The 16,883-nt window shown below is 46.1% G+C and carries 17 protein-coding genes; all 17 read left to right on the top strand.

Annotated features, from left to right (window positions below; genetic code table 11):
- The first annotated feature begins 174 nt into the window (after positions 1–174).
- Positions 175–2,277, top strand: a complete 2,103-nt coding sequence (gene topA / locus KAI37_RS09525) for a type I DNA topoisomerase (RefSeq protein ID WP_104495239.1) — start codon at positions 175–177, stop codon at positions 2,275–2,277.
- A gap of 27 nt (positions 2,278–2,304) precedes the next feature.
- Complete coding sequence (gene trmFO, locus KAI37_RS09530) at positions 2,305–3,645, top strand: FADH(2)-oxidizing methylenetetrahydrofolate--tRNA-(uracil(54)-C(5))-methyltransferase TrmFO (protein ID WP_023988185.1); 1,341 nt, start codon at positions 2,305–2,307, stop codon at positions 3,643–3,645.
- A 26-nt stretch (positions 3,646–3,671) separates the two neighbouring features.
- Entirely contained in the window at positions 3,672–4,214 is a 543-nt protein-coding gene (gene hslV / locus KAI37_RS09535) for an ATP-dependent protease subunit HslV (RefSeq protein WP_013309881.1), read from the top strand.
- Positions 4,215–4,250: 36 nt separating this feature from the next.
- Complete coding sequence (gene hslU / locus KAI37_RS09540) at positions 4,251–5,651, top strand: ATP-dependent protease ATPase subunit HslU (RefSeq protein WP_071640477.1); 1,401 nt, start codon at positions 4,251–4,253, stop codon at positions 5,649–5,651.
- 408 nt (positions 5,652–6,059) lie between these two features.
- Positions 6,060–6,467, top strand: a complete 408-nt coding sequence (gene flgB / locus KAI37_RS09545) for a flagellar basal body rod protein FlgB (protein ID WP_013309883.1) — start codon at positions 6,060–6,062, stop codon at positions 6,465–6,467.
- 6 nt (positions 6,468–6,473) lie between these two features.
- Entirely contained in the window at positions 6,474–6,926 is a 453-nt protein-coding gene (gene flgC, locus KAI37_RS09550) for a flagellar basal body rod protein FlgC (protein ID WP_013309884.1), read from the top strand.
- A 39-nt stretch (positions 6,927–6,965) separates the two neighbouring features.
- On the top strand, positions 6,966–7,280 hold the full coding sequence (gene fliE, locus KAI37_RS09555; protein ID WP_007430020.1) for a flagellar hook-basal body complex protein FliE: 315 nt from the start codon (positions 6,966–6,968) through the stop codon (positions 7,278–7,280).
- Positions 7,281–7,315: 35 nt separating this feature from the next.
- On the top strand, positions 7,316–8,899 hold the full coding sequence (gene fliF, locus KAI37_RS09560; RefSeq protein WP_013309886.1) for a flagellar basal-body MS-ring/collar protein FliF: 1,584 nt from the start codon (positions 7,316–7,318) through the stop codon (positions 8,897–8,899).
- An 11-nt stretch (positions 8,900–8,910) separates the two neighbouring features.
- The gene (fliG, locus tag KAI37_RS09565; RefSeq protein ID WP_013370674.1) at positions 8,911–9,927 is read left to right on the top strand and encodes a flagellar motor switch protein FliG; all 1,017 of its coding nucleotides are present in this window, start codon (positions 8,911–8,913) and stop codon (positions 9,925–9,927) included.
- Positions 9,920–10,756 carry a FliH/SctL family protein gene (locus KAI37_RS09570; protein ID WP_076292646.1) on the top strand — a complete coding sequence of 279 codons (837 nt, stop codon included), beginning with the start codon at positions 9,920–9,922 and terminating at the stop codon, positions 10,754–10,756. The genes fliG and KAI37_RS09570 overlap by 8 nt, the downstream gene beginning before the upstream one ends.
- On the top strand, positions 10,743–12,062 hold the full coding sequence (gene fliI, locus KAI37_RS09575) for a flagellar protein export ATPase FliI (protein ID WP_013309889.1): 1,320 nt from the start codon (positions 10,743–10,745) through the stop codon (positions 12,060–12,062). Before KAI37_RS09570 ends, fliI begins: the two co-directional genes overlap by 14 nt.
- Before the next feature lie 10 nt (positions 12,063–12,072).
- Complete coding sequence (gene fliJ, locus KAI37_RS09580) at positions 12,073–12,516, top strand: flagellar export protein FliJ (protein ID WP_071640482.1); 444 nt, start codon at positions 12,073–12,075, stop codon at positions 12,514–12,516.
- Between the two features lie 47 nt (positions 12,517–12,563).
- The gene (locus tag KAI37_RS09585) at positions 12,564–13,547 is read left to right on the top strand and encodes a magnesium transporter MgtE N-terminal domain-containing protein (protein WP_023988189.1); all 984 of its coding nucleotides are present in this window, start codon (positions 12,564–12,566) and stop codon (positions 13,545–13,547) included.
- Between the two features lie 26 nt (positions 13,548–13,573).
- Positions 13,574–15,031: a flagellar hook-length control protein FliK gene (locus KAI37_RS09590; RefSeq protein ID WP_071640487.1), complete on the top strand. Its 1,458-nt coding sequence runs from the start codon at positions 13,574–13,576 to the stop codon at positions 15,029–15,031.
- A 19-nt stretch (positions 15,032–15,050) separates the two neighbouring features.
- On the top strand, positions 15,051–15,584 hold the full coding sequence (locus KAI37_RS09595; protein WP_076292649.1) for a flagellar hook capping FlgD N-terminal domain-containing protein: 534 nt from the start codon (positions 15,051–15,053) through the stop codon (positions 15,582–15,584).
- Positions 15,581–15,961, top strand: coding sequence for a TIGR02530 family flagellar biosynthesis protein (locus KAI37_RS09600; protein WP_023988192.1), 381 nt, complete (start codon positions 15,581–15,583; stop codon positions 15,959–15,961). Before KAI37_RS09595 ends, KAI37_RS09600 begins: the two co-directional genes overlap by 4 nt.
- A 104-nt stretch (positions 15,962–16,065) precedes the next feature.
- Positions 16,066–16,875, top strand: a complete 810-nt coding sequence (gene flgF / locus KAI37_RS09605; RefSeq protein WP_071640489.1) for a flagellar basal-body rod protein FlgF — start codon at positions 16,066–16,068, stop codon at positions 16,873–16,875.
- Positions 16,876–16,883 lie beyond the last annotated feature (8 nt).

Below are 16,883 nucleotides of genomic sequence, written 5' to 3' on the forward strand. Positions count from 1 at the left end.
TCCTGAAATGTGTTGACATTATGACTCGCAGCAGCGGAGCAGATGGAATCTTTCTGAAGAATCTCAACGATCTGGAAGAATAACCAATCTGTGAAGCTCTCTATCGCGTCATAACTCACCACATTTCAGGAAGTCTATCATATTCATGTGTGTAATTGAGAGGAGGAAGAGCCTATGGCGGATTCACTCGTCATCGTGGAATCGCCTTCCAAGGCGAAGACGATCGGCAAATACTTAGGCAGCAAATATATCGTCAAGGCTTCCATGGGTCATATCAGGGATTTACCGAAGAGTCAGATCGGCGTAGAGGTCGAAAATGATTTTAATCCCAAATACATTACCATTCGAGGTAAAGGCTCAATTTTAAAAGAATTAAAGGATGCCCGAAAAAAAGTAAAAAAAGTATATCTGGCGGCTGACCCGGATCGCGAAGGTGAAGCTATTGCCTGGCATCTGGCGCATGCGCTGGAACTGGACGATACAGCAGATTGCCGTGTTGTATTTAATGAAATTACGAAGCAGGCTGTCAAAGATGCTTTTAAAACACCCCGTAAAATCAATATGGATTTGGTCAATGCTCAGCAGGCACGACGGATATTGGATCGACTTGTTGGCTACAAAATCAGCCCGTTGCTCTGGAAAAAGGTAAAAAAGGGCCTATCCGCTGGGCGCGTGCAGTCGGTTGCGGTGAAAATTATTTTGGACCGGGAAAACGAGATCAGTGAGTTTGTACCGGAAGAATACTGGACGATTACAGCTAAACTAGCTATTAAAGACAGTACCTTTGAAGCGAAATTTCATAAGCTACGCGGTGAAAAGAAGGAGCTCTCTAGCGAAGCGGATGTACAAGAAGTGTTGGAAGCTATCGGAAAATCGCATTACAAGGTACGCGATGTTAAAGAGAAAGAGCGTTTACGCAATCCTTCTCCTCCATTCACAACAAGTTCCTTGCAGCAGGAGGCGGCTCGGAAGCTCAACTTCCGTGCATCTAAAACGATGTCTGTAGCTCAGCAGCTATATGAGGGTGTGGATTTAGGTAAAGAAGGGACCGTGGGTTTGATTACGTATATGCGTACGGATTCCACACGGATCGCCGCTTCAGCTCAAGAGGAAGCGAAAGAATTAATTATTCAAAAATATGGCGAAGCTTTTGTACCTGAAACTCCTCGTCAATATTCAAAAAAAGCGGCCAACGCCCAGGATGCGCATGAAGCGATTCGCCCAACCTCTGCGTTACGCGATCCGGAAACAGTTAAGCCGTTTATGAGTCGGGATCAGTTCCGTTTGTACAAATTGGTATGGGAACGTTTTATGGCCAGCCAGATGGCTTCTGCTATTATGGATACTTTGTCCGTAGATATTGAAGCGGGTGAGACGATATTCCGGGCAGCAGGTTCTAAGGTTCGTTTTCCAGGTTTCATGAAAGTGTATGTAGAGGGAAATGACGACGGTAAAACCGAAGAAGATAAACTGCTGCCACCACTCCAACCAGGCGATAAGTTAAAAAAAGAAGCGGTTGAGCCGAAGCAGCATTTTACACAACCGCCTCCCCGTTATACGGAAGCGCGACTGGTGAAGACGCTGGAAGAACTGGGTATAGGACGTCCAAGTACGTATGCACCAACGCTGGAAACCATTCAGAAACGTGGGTACGTTGCTATTGAAGAGAAGAAGTTTTTCCCTACAGAGCTGGGCGAATTGGTCATCGAACAGATGGAGGAGTTCTTTCCAGAGATTCTGAATGTGGAGTTTACAGCTAATATGGAAGGTGATCTTGACCACGTCGAAGAAGGCGAAGGTAATTGGGTCAAGGTGTTGAGTGACTTTTACGAGTCATTCGAGAAGCGACTTGAAGTGGCTGAAGAAGAAATGAAAGAAATTGAAATAAAAGATGAAGTATCCGATGTCATTTGTGATAAGTGTGGCAGCCAAATGGTGTATAAGCTTGGCCGATTTGGTAAATTCCTGGCCTGTTCTGCTTTTCCAGATTGCCGTAACACAAAGCCAATTGTTAAGGATATCGGGATTAATTGTCCTACATGCGGTGAGGGCCATGTCGTCGAACGACGGAGTAAAAAAGGACGTGTCTTCTATGGATGTGACCGCTACCCAGAATGTGATTTTGTTTCCTGGGATAAACCGTCCATTAAGCCTTGCCCAAGTTGCAGTAGCCTAATGGTCGAAAAACGTACAAAGCAAGGAACGAAGCTCAACTGTACTGTCTGCGATCACAGCGAAATGCTGGAAGAGAGCGATGAGAGCGTAGAGACTTCTTAAGAACAACAATAGCAGGGGGATTTAAACGTGAGTGAACTACAAAAGGTAACGGTCATCGGAGCAGGTTTGGCGGGCAGCGAAGCTGCCTGGCAAATTGCAAGCCGTGGAGTGCCAGTTAAGTTATATGAAATGAGGCCGGTTGTAAAAACACCAGCACATCATACAGATAAATTTGCCGAACTGGTATGCAGTAATTCCTTGCGGGCAAACGGCCTAACGAATGCAGTAGGCGTACTGAAGGAAGAGATGAGAATACTGAACTCCTTGATTTTGAGTGCAGCAGATCGTCATGCAGTTCCGGCTGGCGGTGCATTGGCAGTGGATCGTGACGGATTTTCCGGTCATATTACTGATACGCTTCATCAACATCCTTTGATCGAGGTTGTAAATGAAGAGCTTCAGGAAATCCCACAGGACGGTATTGTGGTCATTGCGACGGGGCCTTTAACTTCCCCAGCTTTGTCGGAACAGATTAAATCGCTGATGGGAGAGGAGTATTTTTATTTTTACGATGCGGCAGCCCCGATTGTAGAAAAGGACTCTATCGACATGAGCAAGGTTTATCTGGCTTCCCGTTATGATAAGGGAGAAGCAGCGTACTTGAATTGTCCGATGAACGAAGCGGAATTTGATGCTTTTTATGAGGCTCTGATTACGGCTGAGGTGGCGCAAGTCAAGGAATTCGAAAAAGAAATTTATTTCGAAGGCTGTATGCCCATTGAAGTGATGATGCAACGTGGGAAACAAACGGCATTGTTCGGACCGATGAAACCTGTGGGTCTCGTAAATCCACATACAGGTGAACTGCCCCACGCAGTTGTTCAGCTTCGGCAGGACAACGCTGCAGGAACGCTGTATAATCTGGTTGGTTTTCAGACTCACCTCAAATGGGGGGAGCAAAAGCGTGTATTTTCAATGATTCCGGGTCTCGAAGAGGCGGAGTTTGTACGTTACGGTGTGATGCATCGCAATACCTTTATCAATTCTCCGCAGCAACTTCATCCAACCTATCAGTTCAAGGGAAGAAGCAATCTATTCTTCGCCGGACAAATGACCGGTGTAGAGGGATATGTGGAGTCGGCGGCTTCTGGTCTGCTGGCCGGGATGAATGCGGCACGAGCAGCGCGTGGACAGGAAATGTTTGTATTTCCTGCAGAAACAACATTAGGCAGCATGGCGCGGTATATTACGACCGCTGATTTCAAGCATTTTCAACCGATGAATGCAAACTTTGGTTTGCTTCCAAAGCTGGAGAAACGGATACGTAACAAAAAAGAAAAAAATGAAGCTCTCGCTAATCGCGCGCTGGAAAGTTTGCACGGTTATATCAACGAAACGGGAGTTATGTCAGCTGAAGTACAGGCATAAGGATGAAGGAAAAGGAGGAGCGCGTTATGGATATGTCCTTTCATGCTACCACCATCTGCGCTGTACGCCACAATGGCAAAGGAGCTATTGCGGGTGATGGACAGGTAACGTTCGGCAACAGTGTTGTAATGAAGCAGACGGCAAAAAAAGTGCGCAGATTGTATCGTGGTCAGGTCGTTGCGGGATTTGCGGGTTCGGTGGCAGATGCTATCACGTTATTTGAAAAGTTCGAAAATAAGCTAGAGGAACACCACGGAAATCTTCAAAGAGCAGCCGTGGAACTGGCCAAGGACTGGCGTCAGGATCGTATTCTGCGTAAGCTGGAAGCACTCATGATTGTGATGGACTCATCCGGAATGCTGCTCATTTCTGGAGGCGGCGAAATTATTGAGCCGGATGATGATGTGCTTGCGATTGGCTCAGGTGGTAATTTTGCATTGGCGGCTGCCCGTGCTTTCAAACGCCATGGCTCTGGCATGGAAGCAAAGGACATGGCACGGGAAGCGCTAGAGGTTGCTTCGGAAATATGTGTGTATACGAACAATCAGATTATCGTGGAAGAACTGTAAATCGGCTCTGAGTATTCAAGGGTGGAGGAGTGCAAAATGAATAATCAATCGTTGACGCCCAGACAAGTGGTATCCGAGCTGGATAAGTATATTGTCGGACAAAAGCAAGCTAAAAAATCTGTTGCTGTTGCCTTGCGCAACCGCTATCGGCGTAGTAAGCTGCCGGATGATATCCGGGATGAAATTGTGCCTAAAAATATTTTGATGATCGGGCCGACTGGTGTGGGTAAAACTGAAATTGCACGTAGACTTGCACGGCTCGTGGGAGCTCCTTTTGTCAAGGTAGAGGCGACCAAATTTACAGAAGTGGGTTACGTAGGTCGTGATGTGGAATCCATGGTGCGTGATCTGATGGAAACCTCCATTCGCATCGTTAAGTCGGAACGAACAGAGAATGTGAAGGACAAGGCGGAGGACATGGCAAATGAACGGATTGTCAGCATCCTTGTACCTGCAGAAAAGTCAAACAAATCGCAACGTAATCCCTTTGAAATGCTGTTTGGCAATAACACGGGGACTTCGGTAGAAGAAGAACCACCACAACAGGATGGATCTTTGGCGGAAAAGCGCCGTAAGGTTAAATTCGATCTGTTATCCGGTAAGCTTGAGGATGATGTCATAGAGATTGATGTGGAGGATACTGCACCCAATATGCTCGATATGTTTGCTGGGCAAGGGAATGAACAAATGGGTATGAATATGCAGGAGATGTTCGGAAGTTTTCTGCCCAAGCGGACGAAGAAGCGCAAGCTACCAGTCAAGGAAGCTCGCAAGGTGTTGATTCAAGATGAAGCCGCCAAATTGATCGATATGGATGATGTGATTCAGGAGTCTGTGAAGCGTGCTGAGCAATCCGGTATTATTTTTATTGATGAAATAGATAAGATTGCCAGCCAGGGTAAGGGTAGTGGCCCCGATGTGTCGAGAGAAGGCGTCCAGCGCGATATTTTACCTATTGTCGAGGGATCTACCATCATGACCAAATACGGTCCGGTAAGAACAGATTACATTCTGTTTATTGCTGCAGGAGCTTTTCATGTTGCAAAACCATCTGACCTGATCCCTGAGCTTCAGGGCCGTTTCCCAATCCGTGTGGAATTAAGCAGCCTGACTTTGGATGAGTTTGTGTCGATATTGACGGAGCCTAAAAATGCGCTAACCAAGCAATACACTGATCTACTCCGTACTGAGGAGATTGAAGTCGAATTTTCTGCGGAAGCGATCCGTGAGATTGCCAGCATTGCTGAGTCTGTAAATCGCAACACCGAAAATATTGGCGCACGTCGTTTGCATACCATTCTAGAAAAGCTGCTGGAGGATCTGTCGTTTGAAGCACCAGAGCTTACATTGGATCGTATGATCATTACCCCGGAATATGTACGTGAGAAGCTGGGAGATATTGCCCAAAACAGGGACCTTAGTCAGTATATTTTATGAATAGGGTTTCTAAAAATAGGGTGTGTGGTCCAGAATAACACTATCTTGCACCGTCGTTTAGACCTAGATACTGGTCAAATTGATGATTTTTCTGTCTATTCCAAAAGTAGGACGTATAATCTTTTACAGGTGTAAAGTGCTAAGAAAACATTCATTTTCTTGAAAAAAACCTGAAAAATTTAACATTTTATGCATCTAAAGCCCTCTTTTTTAAAAAAGATAGGGCTTTTTTCTTATTGTAATTAGGTCCCAACTCTACGAAACTTAGAATATATGACAGAAAGTTATTATTTTCTACTTAAGACCTAAAAGAAATGTATAATTATGAAATTTTATTGTCGAAAAAAAGTGAAAAATCTTGTTTTATTGAATCTTACTTTGGAGTAGACGCTGGGAGGGAGGAGCTAAATGAATCTGCTGGGTGATATGAGCTTTCAAAAGCTTCAGGCAGGTGTACAGGCGGCAAATACGAGACAACGTGTGATGGCCGACAATATATCCAATGCGGATACCCCGTATTTTAAGCGTTCGGAGGTTTCATTTGAAGAACTGCTTCAGCAGCAAATGGACGGTGATGTCACACCACTACGTGGAAAAGTAACCAATTCAAGACATTTTCAAATAGGACCTGTGAACTCCATTCCAGATGCCACGGTCACCAAAGATGGGTACTCAGTCATGAATAACAATATGAACAACGTAGATATCGACAGAGAAATGAGTCTTATGGCTGAAAATCAACTAAGATATAATACCTACATCCAAGAAATTAATGAGCGCATCAAAATGATGAGAACAGCGGTAGAAGGGAGATAGGACTAGGTGAAGATTAACAACGGCTTTGATATTAGTGCATCTGCTCTTACGGCCCAACGGTTGCGGATGGACGTTATATCCAGCAACATTGCCAACGCAGAGACAACTCGGGCGAAAGTAGAGAATGGACAAGCAGTTCCATATCGGAGAAAAACGGTTGTTTTGGAGCCGAACCAATCTGGCTTTGCCGATGTTTTAAAGGCTCAAATGGAAGGAAGTAGCACAAGCGCTGCTGGCGTTAAGGTTTCGCAAATTCAGGAAGATCAGTCACCTTTGAAGCCTGTGTACAATCCGGGTCACCCGGACGCTGATAAAGATGGCTATGTATATATGCCTAATGTAGACATTATGAAAGAAATGGTCGACATGATTTCCGCAACACGCTCATACGAAGCCAATGTAACAGCTCTGAATGCATCAAAGGCTATGGTTTCCAAAGCGCTTGAAATCGGTCGCTAAGTTCTAGGACTACTAACTACTTAATAGGGAGAGTAAAACATGATTCAGAACGCCATGTTTAATGTACAGACACCGGTAATACAGCAGATTCAATCGCCTAACAATGAGTTGACGAAAGCGACGCCTTCCGAATCCTTGAAGGATTTTGGTTCCTTCCTAAAGGATGCTCTCAATGAAGTAGGGCAGCAGGAAGCCGCTACGCACCAGATGTCCGACCAATTCATGGCAGGCAAAGTTGATGTAGATCAGGTCATGATCACTTCCCAACAAGCGCTGCTTTCCCTGCAGCTTACTACACAGGTCCGAAACAAAGCGATCGAAGCCTATCAGGAGATCATGCGTACACAGATGTAAAGAGGGTTTAGCAAAGTTTCGGATGGGGTGACGGAGTGAACGAGAGAATCGCCCAATATCGGGATAAGATTTCCGGGTATTGGAATAATTTCAGCAAAAAACAGAAGATATTACTTGTTTCGACATTAGCATTCATCATTATCGCCGTTGTAGTGCTAACGATGCAGTTTACCAAAACCGAGTATGAAGTGGCTTTCCGAGATTTAAATGCTAACGATGCTGCCGGAGTCATTAAATATCTAGATTCTGCGGGAATACCGTATCAACTTAATGCTGGTGGGACACAAATCTCAGTCCCAACCGCTAATGCGGATAAGGCGAAGGTAGATGTTGGGTCTCAAGGCTTGATTCAGAAGGGTTCAATCGGCATGAGTGCTTTTGACCAGTCCTCCTCTGCCATTGGTATGACGGAGAACGAGTTCAATGTGAAGTACAATAACGCATTGAACGGCGAAATACAGCAACTGTTGGAACGGATGGATGGTGTCCAAAGCTCCAAAGCTGTCATTAATATGCCAAAGGAAAACATTTTTGCCGGACTTGAAGAAAAGGACAAAGCCTCCGCTTCGATTCAAATGGAATTCGAGCCTGGCTTTACTCCAAATCAGCAAGCGATCGACGGATACTTTAATCTGGTAAAAACGGCCGTACCGAATCTACCAGTGGAAAACATTACGATCACCAATAAGGAATATGAGTTGATTCCAACGGCCAAGGGCGGCCAAGGTGGACTCACTAGTGGTGTTCAGGAAAACATGGCTCTACAGAAGAAGTTTGAGAGCGATGTAAGGAATAATGTCCAACAATTTTTGTCGAAAATTGTTGGAGACGACAAGGTAAATGTGCTGGTAATGTCCCAGCTAAATTTCGACAAAGTAACATCGAAGGAACAAATGGTCACACCTGTTGATCAAACGAAAATGAAGGGTATTGAAATTAGCGCCCAACAAATTCAGGAAAGCTATACGGGCAGTAGTGGACAAACCGGAGGAGTTGCAGGAACAGGAACACAGGATGTTCCAGGCTACCCCGGAGGAGCTAATTCCGGCAATACCAGCTCAGATAAGAGCTCAAGTACGATTAACTACGAAGTTAACCGAATTGCAAGGGATATTATCCAAAGTCCGTACACTGTAAAAGATTTAACCATTAATGTAGCAGTTGAACCACCAACAGGTCAGCAAACGTTGGATACTGCAACTCAGACAGCAATTCAAAATATTTTGGTTAATATTGTAAGAGCATCATTGGCGAATTCCGGTACTACTATTACAGACGCTGACTTGGCTAAGAAGGTTTCAGTGTTCTCACAAGCTGTTCCAGCGCCTGCGAGCACGAATACATTCTTCTCAGCTTCCAACCCTTGGCTATGGGGCATCGGAGCTGCTGTTCTGGCACTGCTGGCGGGTGTAATCTTCCTCATCGTACGCGGTCGTCGTAAGCAGGAAGAAGAGTTGGATGAAGAATTGCAACTCATGCCAACGCCGACGGAGTTCCCGTCTATTACCATGGAAAGTGTGACAAATGAAAGTCAAGTGCGTAAACAGCTTGAAAGTCTGGCGAAAAAGAAACCCGACGAATTCGTCAATCTGCTTCGTACATGGCTGGCTGACGAATAGAGGTGAGTTCATTGGCAAAGGCAAGCAGTCAAGGTTTAACGGGAAGACAGAAAGCGGCTATACTTCTGATCACAATGGGACCAGAGGTATCTGCTCAAATATTCAAGCATTTGCGTGATGAGGAGATCGAGCAACTTACATTGGAAATTGCCAATGTGCGGAAGGTCGATGCCATTGAGAAGGACTCCATCATGGCCGAGTTTCATCAAATTTGTTTGGCTCAGGAGTACATTTCCCAAGGCGGTATTAATTACGCTAAAGAAATATTGGAAAAAGCACTCGGATCGCAAAAAGCAGTTGAGGTCATTAACCGTCTAACAGCGACGTTACAGGTAAGACCCTTCGATTTTGCTCGCAAGGCTGATCCAAACCAGATATTGAATTTTATACAGAATGAGAATCCGCAAACGATTGCTCTCGTGCTTTCGTACTTGCAATTCGAGCAAGCGGCTGCAATTCTGTCGTCTCTGCCTCAAGAAAAACAGGCAGATGTGGCCCGGCGTGTCGCTGTCATGGACAGTACATCTCCGGAAGTTATTTCCCAGGTGGAACGAGTGTTAGAGCAAAAGCTGTCTGCAACCGCGACGCAGGATTATACAAATGCGGGTGGTATCGAGTCCATTGTTCAGATTTTGAATGGCGTAGACCGGGGAACTGAACGTACGATTCTCGACTCGCTTGAAATTCAAGATCCAGAACTGGCTGAGGAAATCAAGAAAAGAATGTTCGTGTTCGAGGATATCGTCAATGTGGACAACCGTTCCATTCAGCGCATTATCCGCGATATCGACAATGCAGATTTGCAATTGGCACTTAAAGTGTCCAGTGAAGAAGTACGCGATGTGATTTTCCGAAATATGTCGAAACGTATGGCAGAAACCTTCAAAGAGGAAATGGAGTACATGGGACCGGTGCGGTTGCGTGATGTGGAAGAAGCACAGACACGTATCGTATCGACAATCCGCAGATTGGAAGAGGCCGGTGAGATTATAATCGCACGCGGCGGAGGAGATGACATCATTGTCTAACTTGATTAAATCTTTCCAATATGTTCCTGTAGAGGCTTTGAAAACAATTGATGTGGCACATACGTATGCGCCAGAATCGACGGGCGAAGAAATCACAACCGAATATACGGAGCCGGAGCCTCAACGAGATCACGAGGCTGAACGGCTGCGGGATGAAATGCTGAATGATGCTAAGGATTTTGCTGAACGTCAGGTTCGCGAGGCAGCTGAAGAAGCGGAACGGATGCTTCAGGAGGCACAGCAGGAGATTGAAGCTTGGTGGCAGGAACGACGCGAGCATGACGAGCAGTTAACTCAGTCGTTAAAAGCTGATGGGTTTCAGCAAGGATATGAAGAAGGTCAGAAGCTGGCTGAGGCCGAGCTCCAGACGAAATCAGAGCAGATGATGGAAGAAGCACAGGATATTCTGCGTCAGGCTTATGAGATCAAGGAACAACTGATTCAAGAAGCTGAGCCTTTCCTGGTTGAACTGAGTAGTGCTATTGCTGAGAAGGTCATTGAGAAACAGCTTAGCCTTGAGCCTGAATACACGATTGAATTAATTCGTAAAAATTTGGCTCGTAAGCGGGAAAAAGGAACCATTACATTGTGTGTGTCGCCTCAGCATTTCGCATTTGTGCAAGGTGCACGAGAAGAATTGTCATTAACTGTCGATTCGCAGGCAGAACTGCAAATTATACCTGATGGTACCGTGAAAGATCGCGGTTGTGTTATCCGTTCTTCCTTTGGAAGTGTGGATGCGCGGATTGATACGCAATTAGCTGAGATCAAAAAGGAACTACTGCGTCTGGCACATGAGAATGAGGAGCGAAGACATGAAGGGGCTTAATGCGCAGCGCTACATGGATCATTTGCGCCAGCTGGACCCGGTTCGGGTAAATGGCAAGGTTACGCAGGTTATCGGCCTGATGGTTGAATCGGAAGGTCCAGACGCCAGTATCGGGGATGTTTGTTACATTTATCCGGGTAAAACGGCAAAGCCGTTGCAAGCGGAGGTTGTAGGCTTCAGGGACAATAAAGTGCTTCTGATGCCACTTGGAGAACTTCAATCCATTGGTCCTGGTTGTGATGTAGTAGGAACAGGGAAGCCGTTGAATGTGCAGGTCGGGTCGGAGCTGTTAGGCAAAGTGCTGGACGGCTTGGGTCAGCCTCTGGATGGTTCATTGATTCCCTCGCGAATGGCGAGATATTCAACCTTCAATATTCCGTCCAATCCGCTGAATCGTCCGCGTGTGCAGGAACCAATCAGTATCGGGGTGCGCGCTATCGACGGGTTGCTTACTATCGGTAAAGGACAACGGGTTGGTATTTTTGCAGGTTCGGGTGTAGGTAAAAGTACCTTGATGGGAATGATTGCTCGTAATACGGAAGCCGATGTGAATGTAATTGCCTTGATCGGGGAACGTGGACGCGAGGTGCTGGACTTTATTGAACGGGATTTAGGTCCGGAGGGACTAGAACGTTCCGTGGTCATTGTGGCAACTTCCGACCAGCCTGCGTTAATCCGTATTAAGGGTGCACTTATTGCAACGACGATCGCGGAATATTTTCGGGATCGCGGGTTGAATGTCATGCTGATGATGGATTCAGTTACCCGGTATGCGATGGCCCAACGTGAAGTAGGACTAGCCGTAGGGGAGCCACCAGCAATGAGAGGGTACACACCTTCCGTGTTTGCTAGTCTACCTAAGCTTCTAGAACGTGCAGGGACAGGTCCTACTGGCTCCATAACCGCTTTTTATACGGTACTGGTCGATGGTGATGATATGAACGAGCCCATCGCGGATGCGGTGCGTGGGATTTTGGATGGACACATTGTCTTGAATCGTGGGATTGCGAACAAGGGACATTTTCCCGCAATTGATGTGTTAGCTAGTATTAGCCGGGTTATGAAGGATATCGCACCACGAGATCAGATAGACGCTGCCGAGAATATTAAGCGCTTGATGGCCGTTTACAAAGATTCGGAGGACCTGATTAATATCGGGGCCTACCAGCAGGGTTCAAATGCAGAAATTGACGAATCCATGGAGCGTATACGGGATATATGGGATTTTACAAGACAAAGAACAGATGAAAAGGCTGAGCTGGACGAGGTAAGGGAGCGTTTGATTTCTGAATTTACGAGGAGATGAAGGTTGAACGATGAGATTTCAGTATTCCTTTCAGAAAGTTGTAGACTTGAAAACCAACGAAAAGTCACAGGCCGAATGGTTGCTTTCCAGTGCTGTCGGACAATTGCAGGCTGAGGAGCAGACATTAACACAGCTTGTAGGCGAAAGGAATCGGGTCATATCAGCCATTCAAAAGGCTGCCGAGGATTGCGCGCCACTCTCTACCATTCAGGAATTACAGGCTTATGTTAATCATCTGGACCAATGTATTACACGCAAGCATAGGGATGTTCAATATGCGCAGCAAAATGTGCAAAACAAACAAACCGTTTTGACCGATAAAATGCTGGATGAACAGGTTTGGCTGAAAGCGAGAGAGAAGGCCAACGTGAAATTCCAACAGGAAATGCTCCTGCGCGAGCAGAACGAGCTGGATGAAATGGCTTCCGTGCGATTTGCCATGAAAGCCCGGTAAGCGGAAAGTCATAGGATACGCATATCAGCTGCCTGAGGAGGAAGACGATGGCACAGAAGTTAGCAGAAAATGAACTGGATATGGATTTAGGTAAAGAATCAGGCGGGGGATTTGAACGGTTTATGTTTTTCCTGATTCCGATTGTGTTCACAATCGTTCTGGTCGGGGTCCTGCTTACATTGTTCAATATGGACTTCAGAAGCGAAATGATTTCATTAGGGAACAAAATACCAGTTGTTAAAAATTGGGTACCTGAACCGAAAGATAAGGCTACTCAGACGAAAGAGGCAGATCAGAAGGCACAGTCTGAAAGTTCTGAAGCAACCATTCAGCAGTTAAAGGCAGATTTAGCCAAGCAGACGGAGGAGCTTAAAAAGGCTACCGCTGCTAAGACGACACAAGATAAAAAGGTTACTGAACTGCAGAATCAGGTCAATACGCTCCAAACGCAACAGGAACAGCAGCCACAGGCCAGTCAGCAGGGACAGGCTGGTACGCAAACTACAGGTGGAACAACAAATGAAGATCCTTATGTAAAACAGGCCAGAGATCTTGCTAGCATGTATGAAGGAATGACAGCTAGTAAAGCGGCACCGATTATGGAGAATCTGACTACGGAAGAGACTGTGCAGCTGCTAAGCTACATGGACCCTGCCAACAGTGCAAAGATTTTGCAAAAGATGGACGCTAAAAAAGCAGCCGATATTACTATGGCTCTGAAAAACGTAACGCCATCTACGGATTTGTCAGTTGCTGCGTTGCAGTCTCGTCTGAAAAAGGATCAAGGTACCACAGCTGGCACGACGAGTAAGAGTTTGCAAAGCACTCAAATCAGTAGCACATTTGCTTCCATGGACAAGAAGAGCGGTGCCGAACTTATTTTACAAACTTACAAAATCAGTCCAGACAAGGCATTAAACATATTAAATACAGTAGATGATTCCACACGTGGTTCATTACTACAAAATATGTCTGCCAAGGATGCGGCTCAGACCGCAAAAATTTTGAATAAACTGATGGGCAGTAAGTAATTTAAATGAAGGGAGGTGAAAAATAAATGACCCTTATTTCTCAAAGTGTATCGCTCAGCTCCAGTCAGACAGCTAGCAGTACAACAGCCTCAACAACGAGTACAGCCACGGCTTCCGGAGCAACCACGGGTGCTTTTAATCAAACACTTACGCAAATGATGACAGGCGGGCAAACGGGCTCAGCAGGCACAGATGCGAACGGTTCTCCATTAGTTATGGTACTTCCGTTGATTGCAACCGGAGAATCCACGGAAGCTCCAACCGAGCCGCTGGTCGAAACACTGGCTCCTTTGCTGCAAAATCTCGAAAAGCTGGATGATCAGGTAGCTGCCGATCCTGCTCTGCTTGCTTCTCTGCAAGCGTGGATTCAGCAAGTACAACAGTTTTTGCAAGGCGACGGAACAAATCAACAGTTAAACGGTGGAGAAACGACAGAGGCGACAGGCTTAACAGCCTTGGCAGCCAACCCGGCTACTCTTCGATTTGCATTGCAGGACGCTTTGTCACAACTAGCCAATGTAGCAGAGCAGGCTTCTGGAGACCAAAAGTCCCAGGTGGCACAGTTGCTACAATCACTCCAAAGCGCAACGGCAGGTACGGGAGCTATTTCCGATGAGCAGTGGAATGGTGTAATGAAAGCTGTGGAACTTGCTGATGGTGGGGATTCACAAGCGGTTCAGCCTTCTGCAAATCGAGCAAATGGTACTCAGACCGTAGCTACAGCTACTACAGACAAACAGGTTGTTGTTTCTCAGCAGCAAGCAAGTCAGGGCGAAACTAATCAGCAAGGTTCAGAAGGGCAACGTTCATCAACTAATATTCTCGTTCAGTCTACAGTTAAGACGACTGGAGCGGATGAAGCGAGTGCATTTGTAGATGCAACTGAGCAAGCGGATCCGACAGCAACTGACAATCAGACTCCAGTGATCACGACTGCGGGACAGCTTTCGGTACAAACGCAAGGAACAACACCTTCGGCTCCGGCTCAACCAGTCGTACATGTACGGCAATTTGCCAAGGAGATGACCGAATTTGTAGTGCAGAAACTTGACATTGTAAAACACACTGGTTTGACGGAAGCGACTATTATGCTTCGTCCAGATCATCTGGGCCAGCTGGAGGTTAAGCTGACAATGCAAAATGGTCATCTGGTTGCCCAGTTCATGACTGAGCATAGCGGAGCGAAGGATTTGCTGGAACAGCAAATGTCGCAGCTGCGTTCGAGTCTCCAGAGCCAAGGTATCCAGGTGGATAAGGTAGAAGTAACGCACAATGAGTCGCTTTCCTCCCATATGTATCAGGATGGACGCGGATCTGGAGCTAATCAGCAGCAGCAATCCAATCAACGTTCCAAAGCTCGAGGTAGAGAAGAGAGCGAGGATGCTTTGAAGGTAGCTGAAATGACAGAAGAGCTTCGTAACTGGACAGCAGAGCAACGCGCAGATGATATGAATCGGACAGGCTCCTTTACAGCACAAGCGTAATGATGGAGGTGAGAACACAATGACGACTACAGACAACAATGTATCCACCAGTAACGTCTGGCCGAATTACAATGTGAACAATGTCAAAACAGCAAGTGCCAAGGATACTAAAACGATGGGTAAAGATCAATTTCTGAAAATTTTGATCACCCAGCTACAAAATCAGGATCCGATGCAGCCTTTGGAGGATAAAGAATTTATCGCTCAAATGGCCCAGTTTTCCTCGGTGGAACAACTAATGAACATTTCTACGCAGTTGAATGCATTGGGACAGTCTTTAGGTACGGCTTCCGGTTTGATAGGAAAAGAAGTCAGCTGGATTGAGGCAGGTAAAAAAGACTCCATTACAGGTGAAACAGGTGCGGGTACAGTAAAAAGTGGAATCGTAGATTCCATCGTTATTCGCGACGGTGTGCAGTATGCCAAAATGGGAGCGGCTGAGGTGGCATTAAAAGATGTAACATCAGTGAGCCAAGCTAACACAACGACTCCCGCTACAGATAAATTGGATACTTCATCTTCTTCCTCTACTGGAAGCGGTGAGAACTCATGAATGACAGGATAACGGTCGGACGCCTTTTTCCCGCCAACGTGCCCCCGGCAGCAATCACACAAAACCGAGTGAATTCGGTATCCAAGGATGCCAGACCGTTCGGTCAGGTGTTGCAGGATCAGGTGCTCAAGCTGAGCAACCATGCAGCCAAGCGTCTGGAGCAGCGGGGAATAGAGTTGAGAAGTGACCAAATGGCGAAAATCAACTCTGCTGTGGATAAAGCAGCTGCCAAAGGCGCCAAAGAATCATTGATTTTAATGCAGGATATGGCTTTGATTGTAAGTGTACCTAATCGAACAGTTGTTACCGCGATGGATAAGAAATCCATGGAGGATAACGTATTTACGCAGATAGATAGTGCTGTAATTATTTCATGAAAAATGTATACGAAGTGGCTGGCCCGAATAGGAAAGCCATGAAAAAGCCGCGGATCGACTGATGCGGTCAACTAAGCAACCAATCAGAGGAGGATTTATACTCAATGTTGAGATCAATGTATTCAGGTGTATCGGGCATGAAGGGCTTTCAAACGAAGCTGGACGTTATCGGTAACAACATTGCAAACGTAAATACTACAGGCTTCAAGTCCAGCCGAGTGATGTTCAAGGATATCTTGAGCCAAACGAGTTCAGGCGCAAGTGCACCAGACGGAACAACAACCGCCGGGCAGAATGCCAAGCAGGTAGGTTTGGGGGTATCGGTCAGCTCAATTGATACACTGCATCTTCCAGGTAGTGCAATGACTACGAACAACCCAACGGATTTACGTATTAACGGTGACGGATTTTTCCTGGTCAAAATGAATGATGCACAGGAAGTTCCTTATCTGACTCGTGCGGGCGATTTTCATGTTGACGCGAACCGAAATCTGGTTACTTCTGATGGATTTTTCGTAGGAGATGCGGGTGGAGATCCTATCACACTTGCTGACAATGTTACAGCATTCTCCATCTCGCAGGACGGTACAATTGTACAACAATTGGATGACGGAACAGTTGATAATGGTACACAAATTGGATTAGCCAGAGTCACGAATCCAGAAGGTTTAGAAAAAATCGGTGGGAGCTTGTACCGTACTACGGTCAACTCAAATATTGATGCAATTGAGCCTGGAGCAGCCAACTCAGAGGGGCGTGGAGCTATCATCGCGGGTCAGCTGGAAATGTCCAACGTTGATCTGACAGGCGAATTTACCGAAATGATCGTAGCTCAGCGCGGATTCCAAGCGAACTCGCGTATCATTACGACCTCGGATGAAGTGCTTCAGGAAGTTGTAAACTTGAAACGATAATCTCATTT

The organism is Paenibacillus sp. S25, from assembly GCF_019454085.1.
GTDB classification, from domain to species: Bacteria; Bacillota; Bacilli; order Paenibacillales; family Paenibacillaceae; genus Paenibacillus; species Paenibacillus polymyxa_B.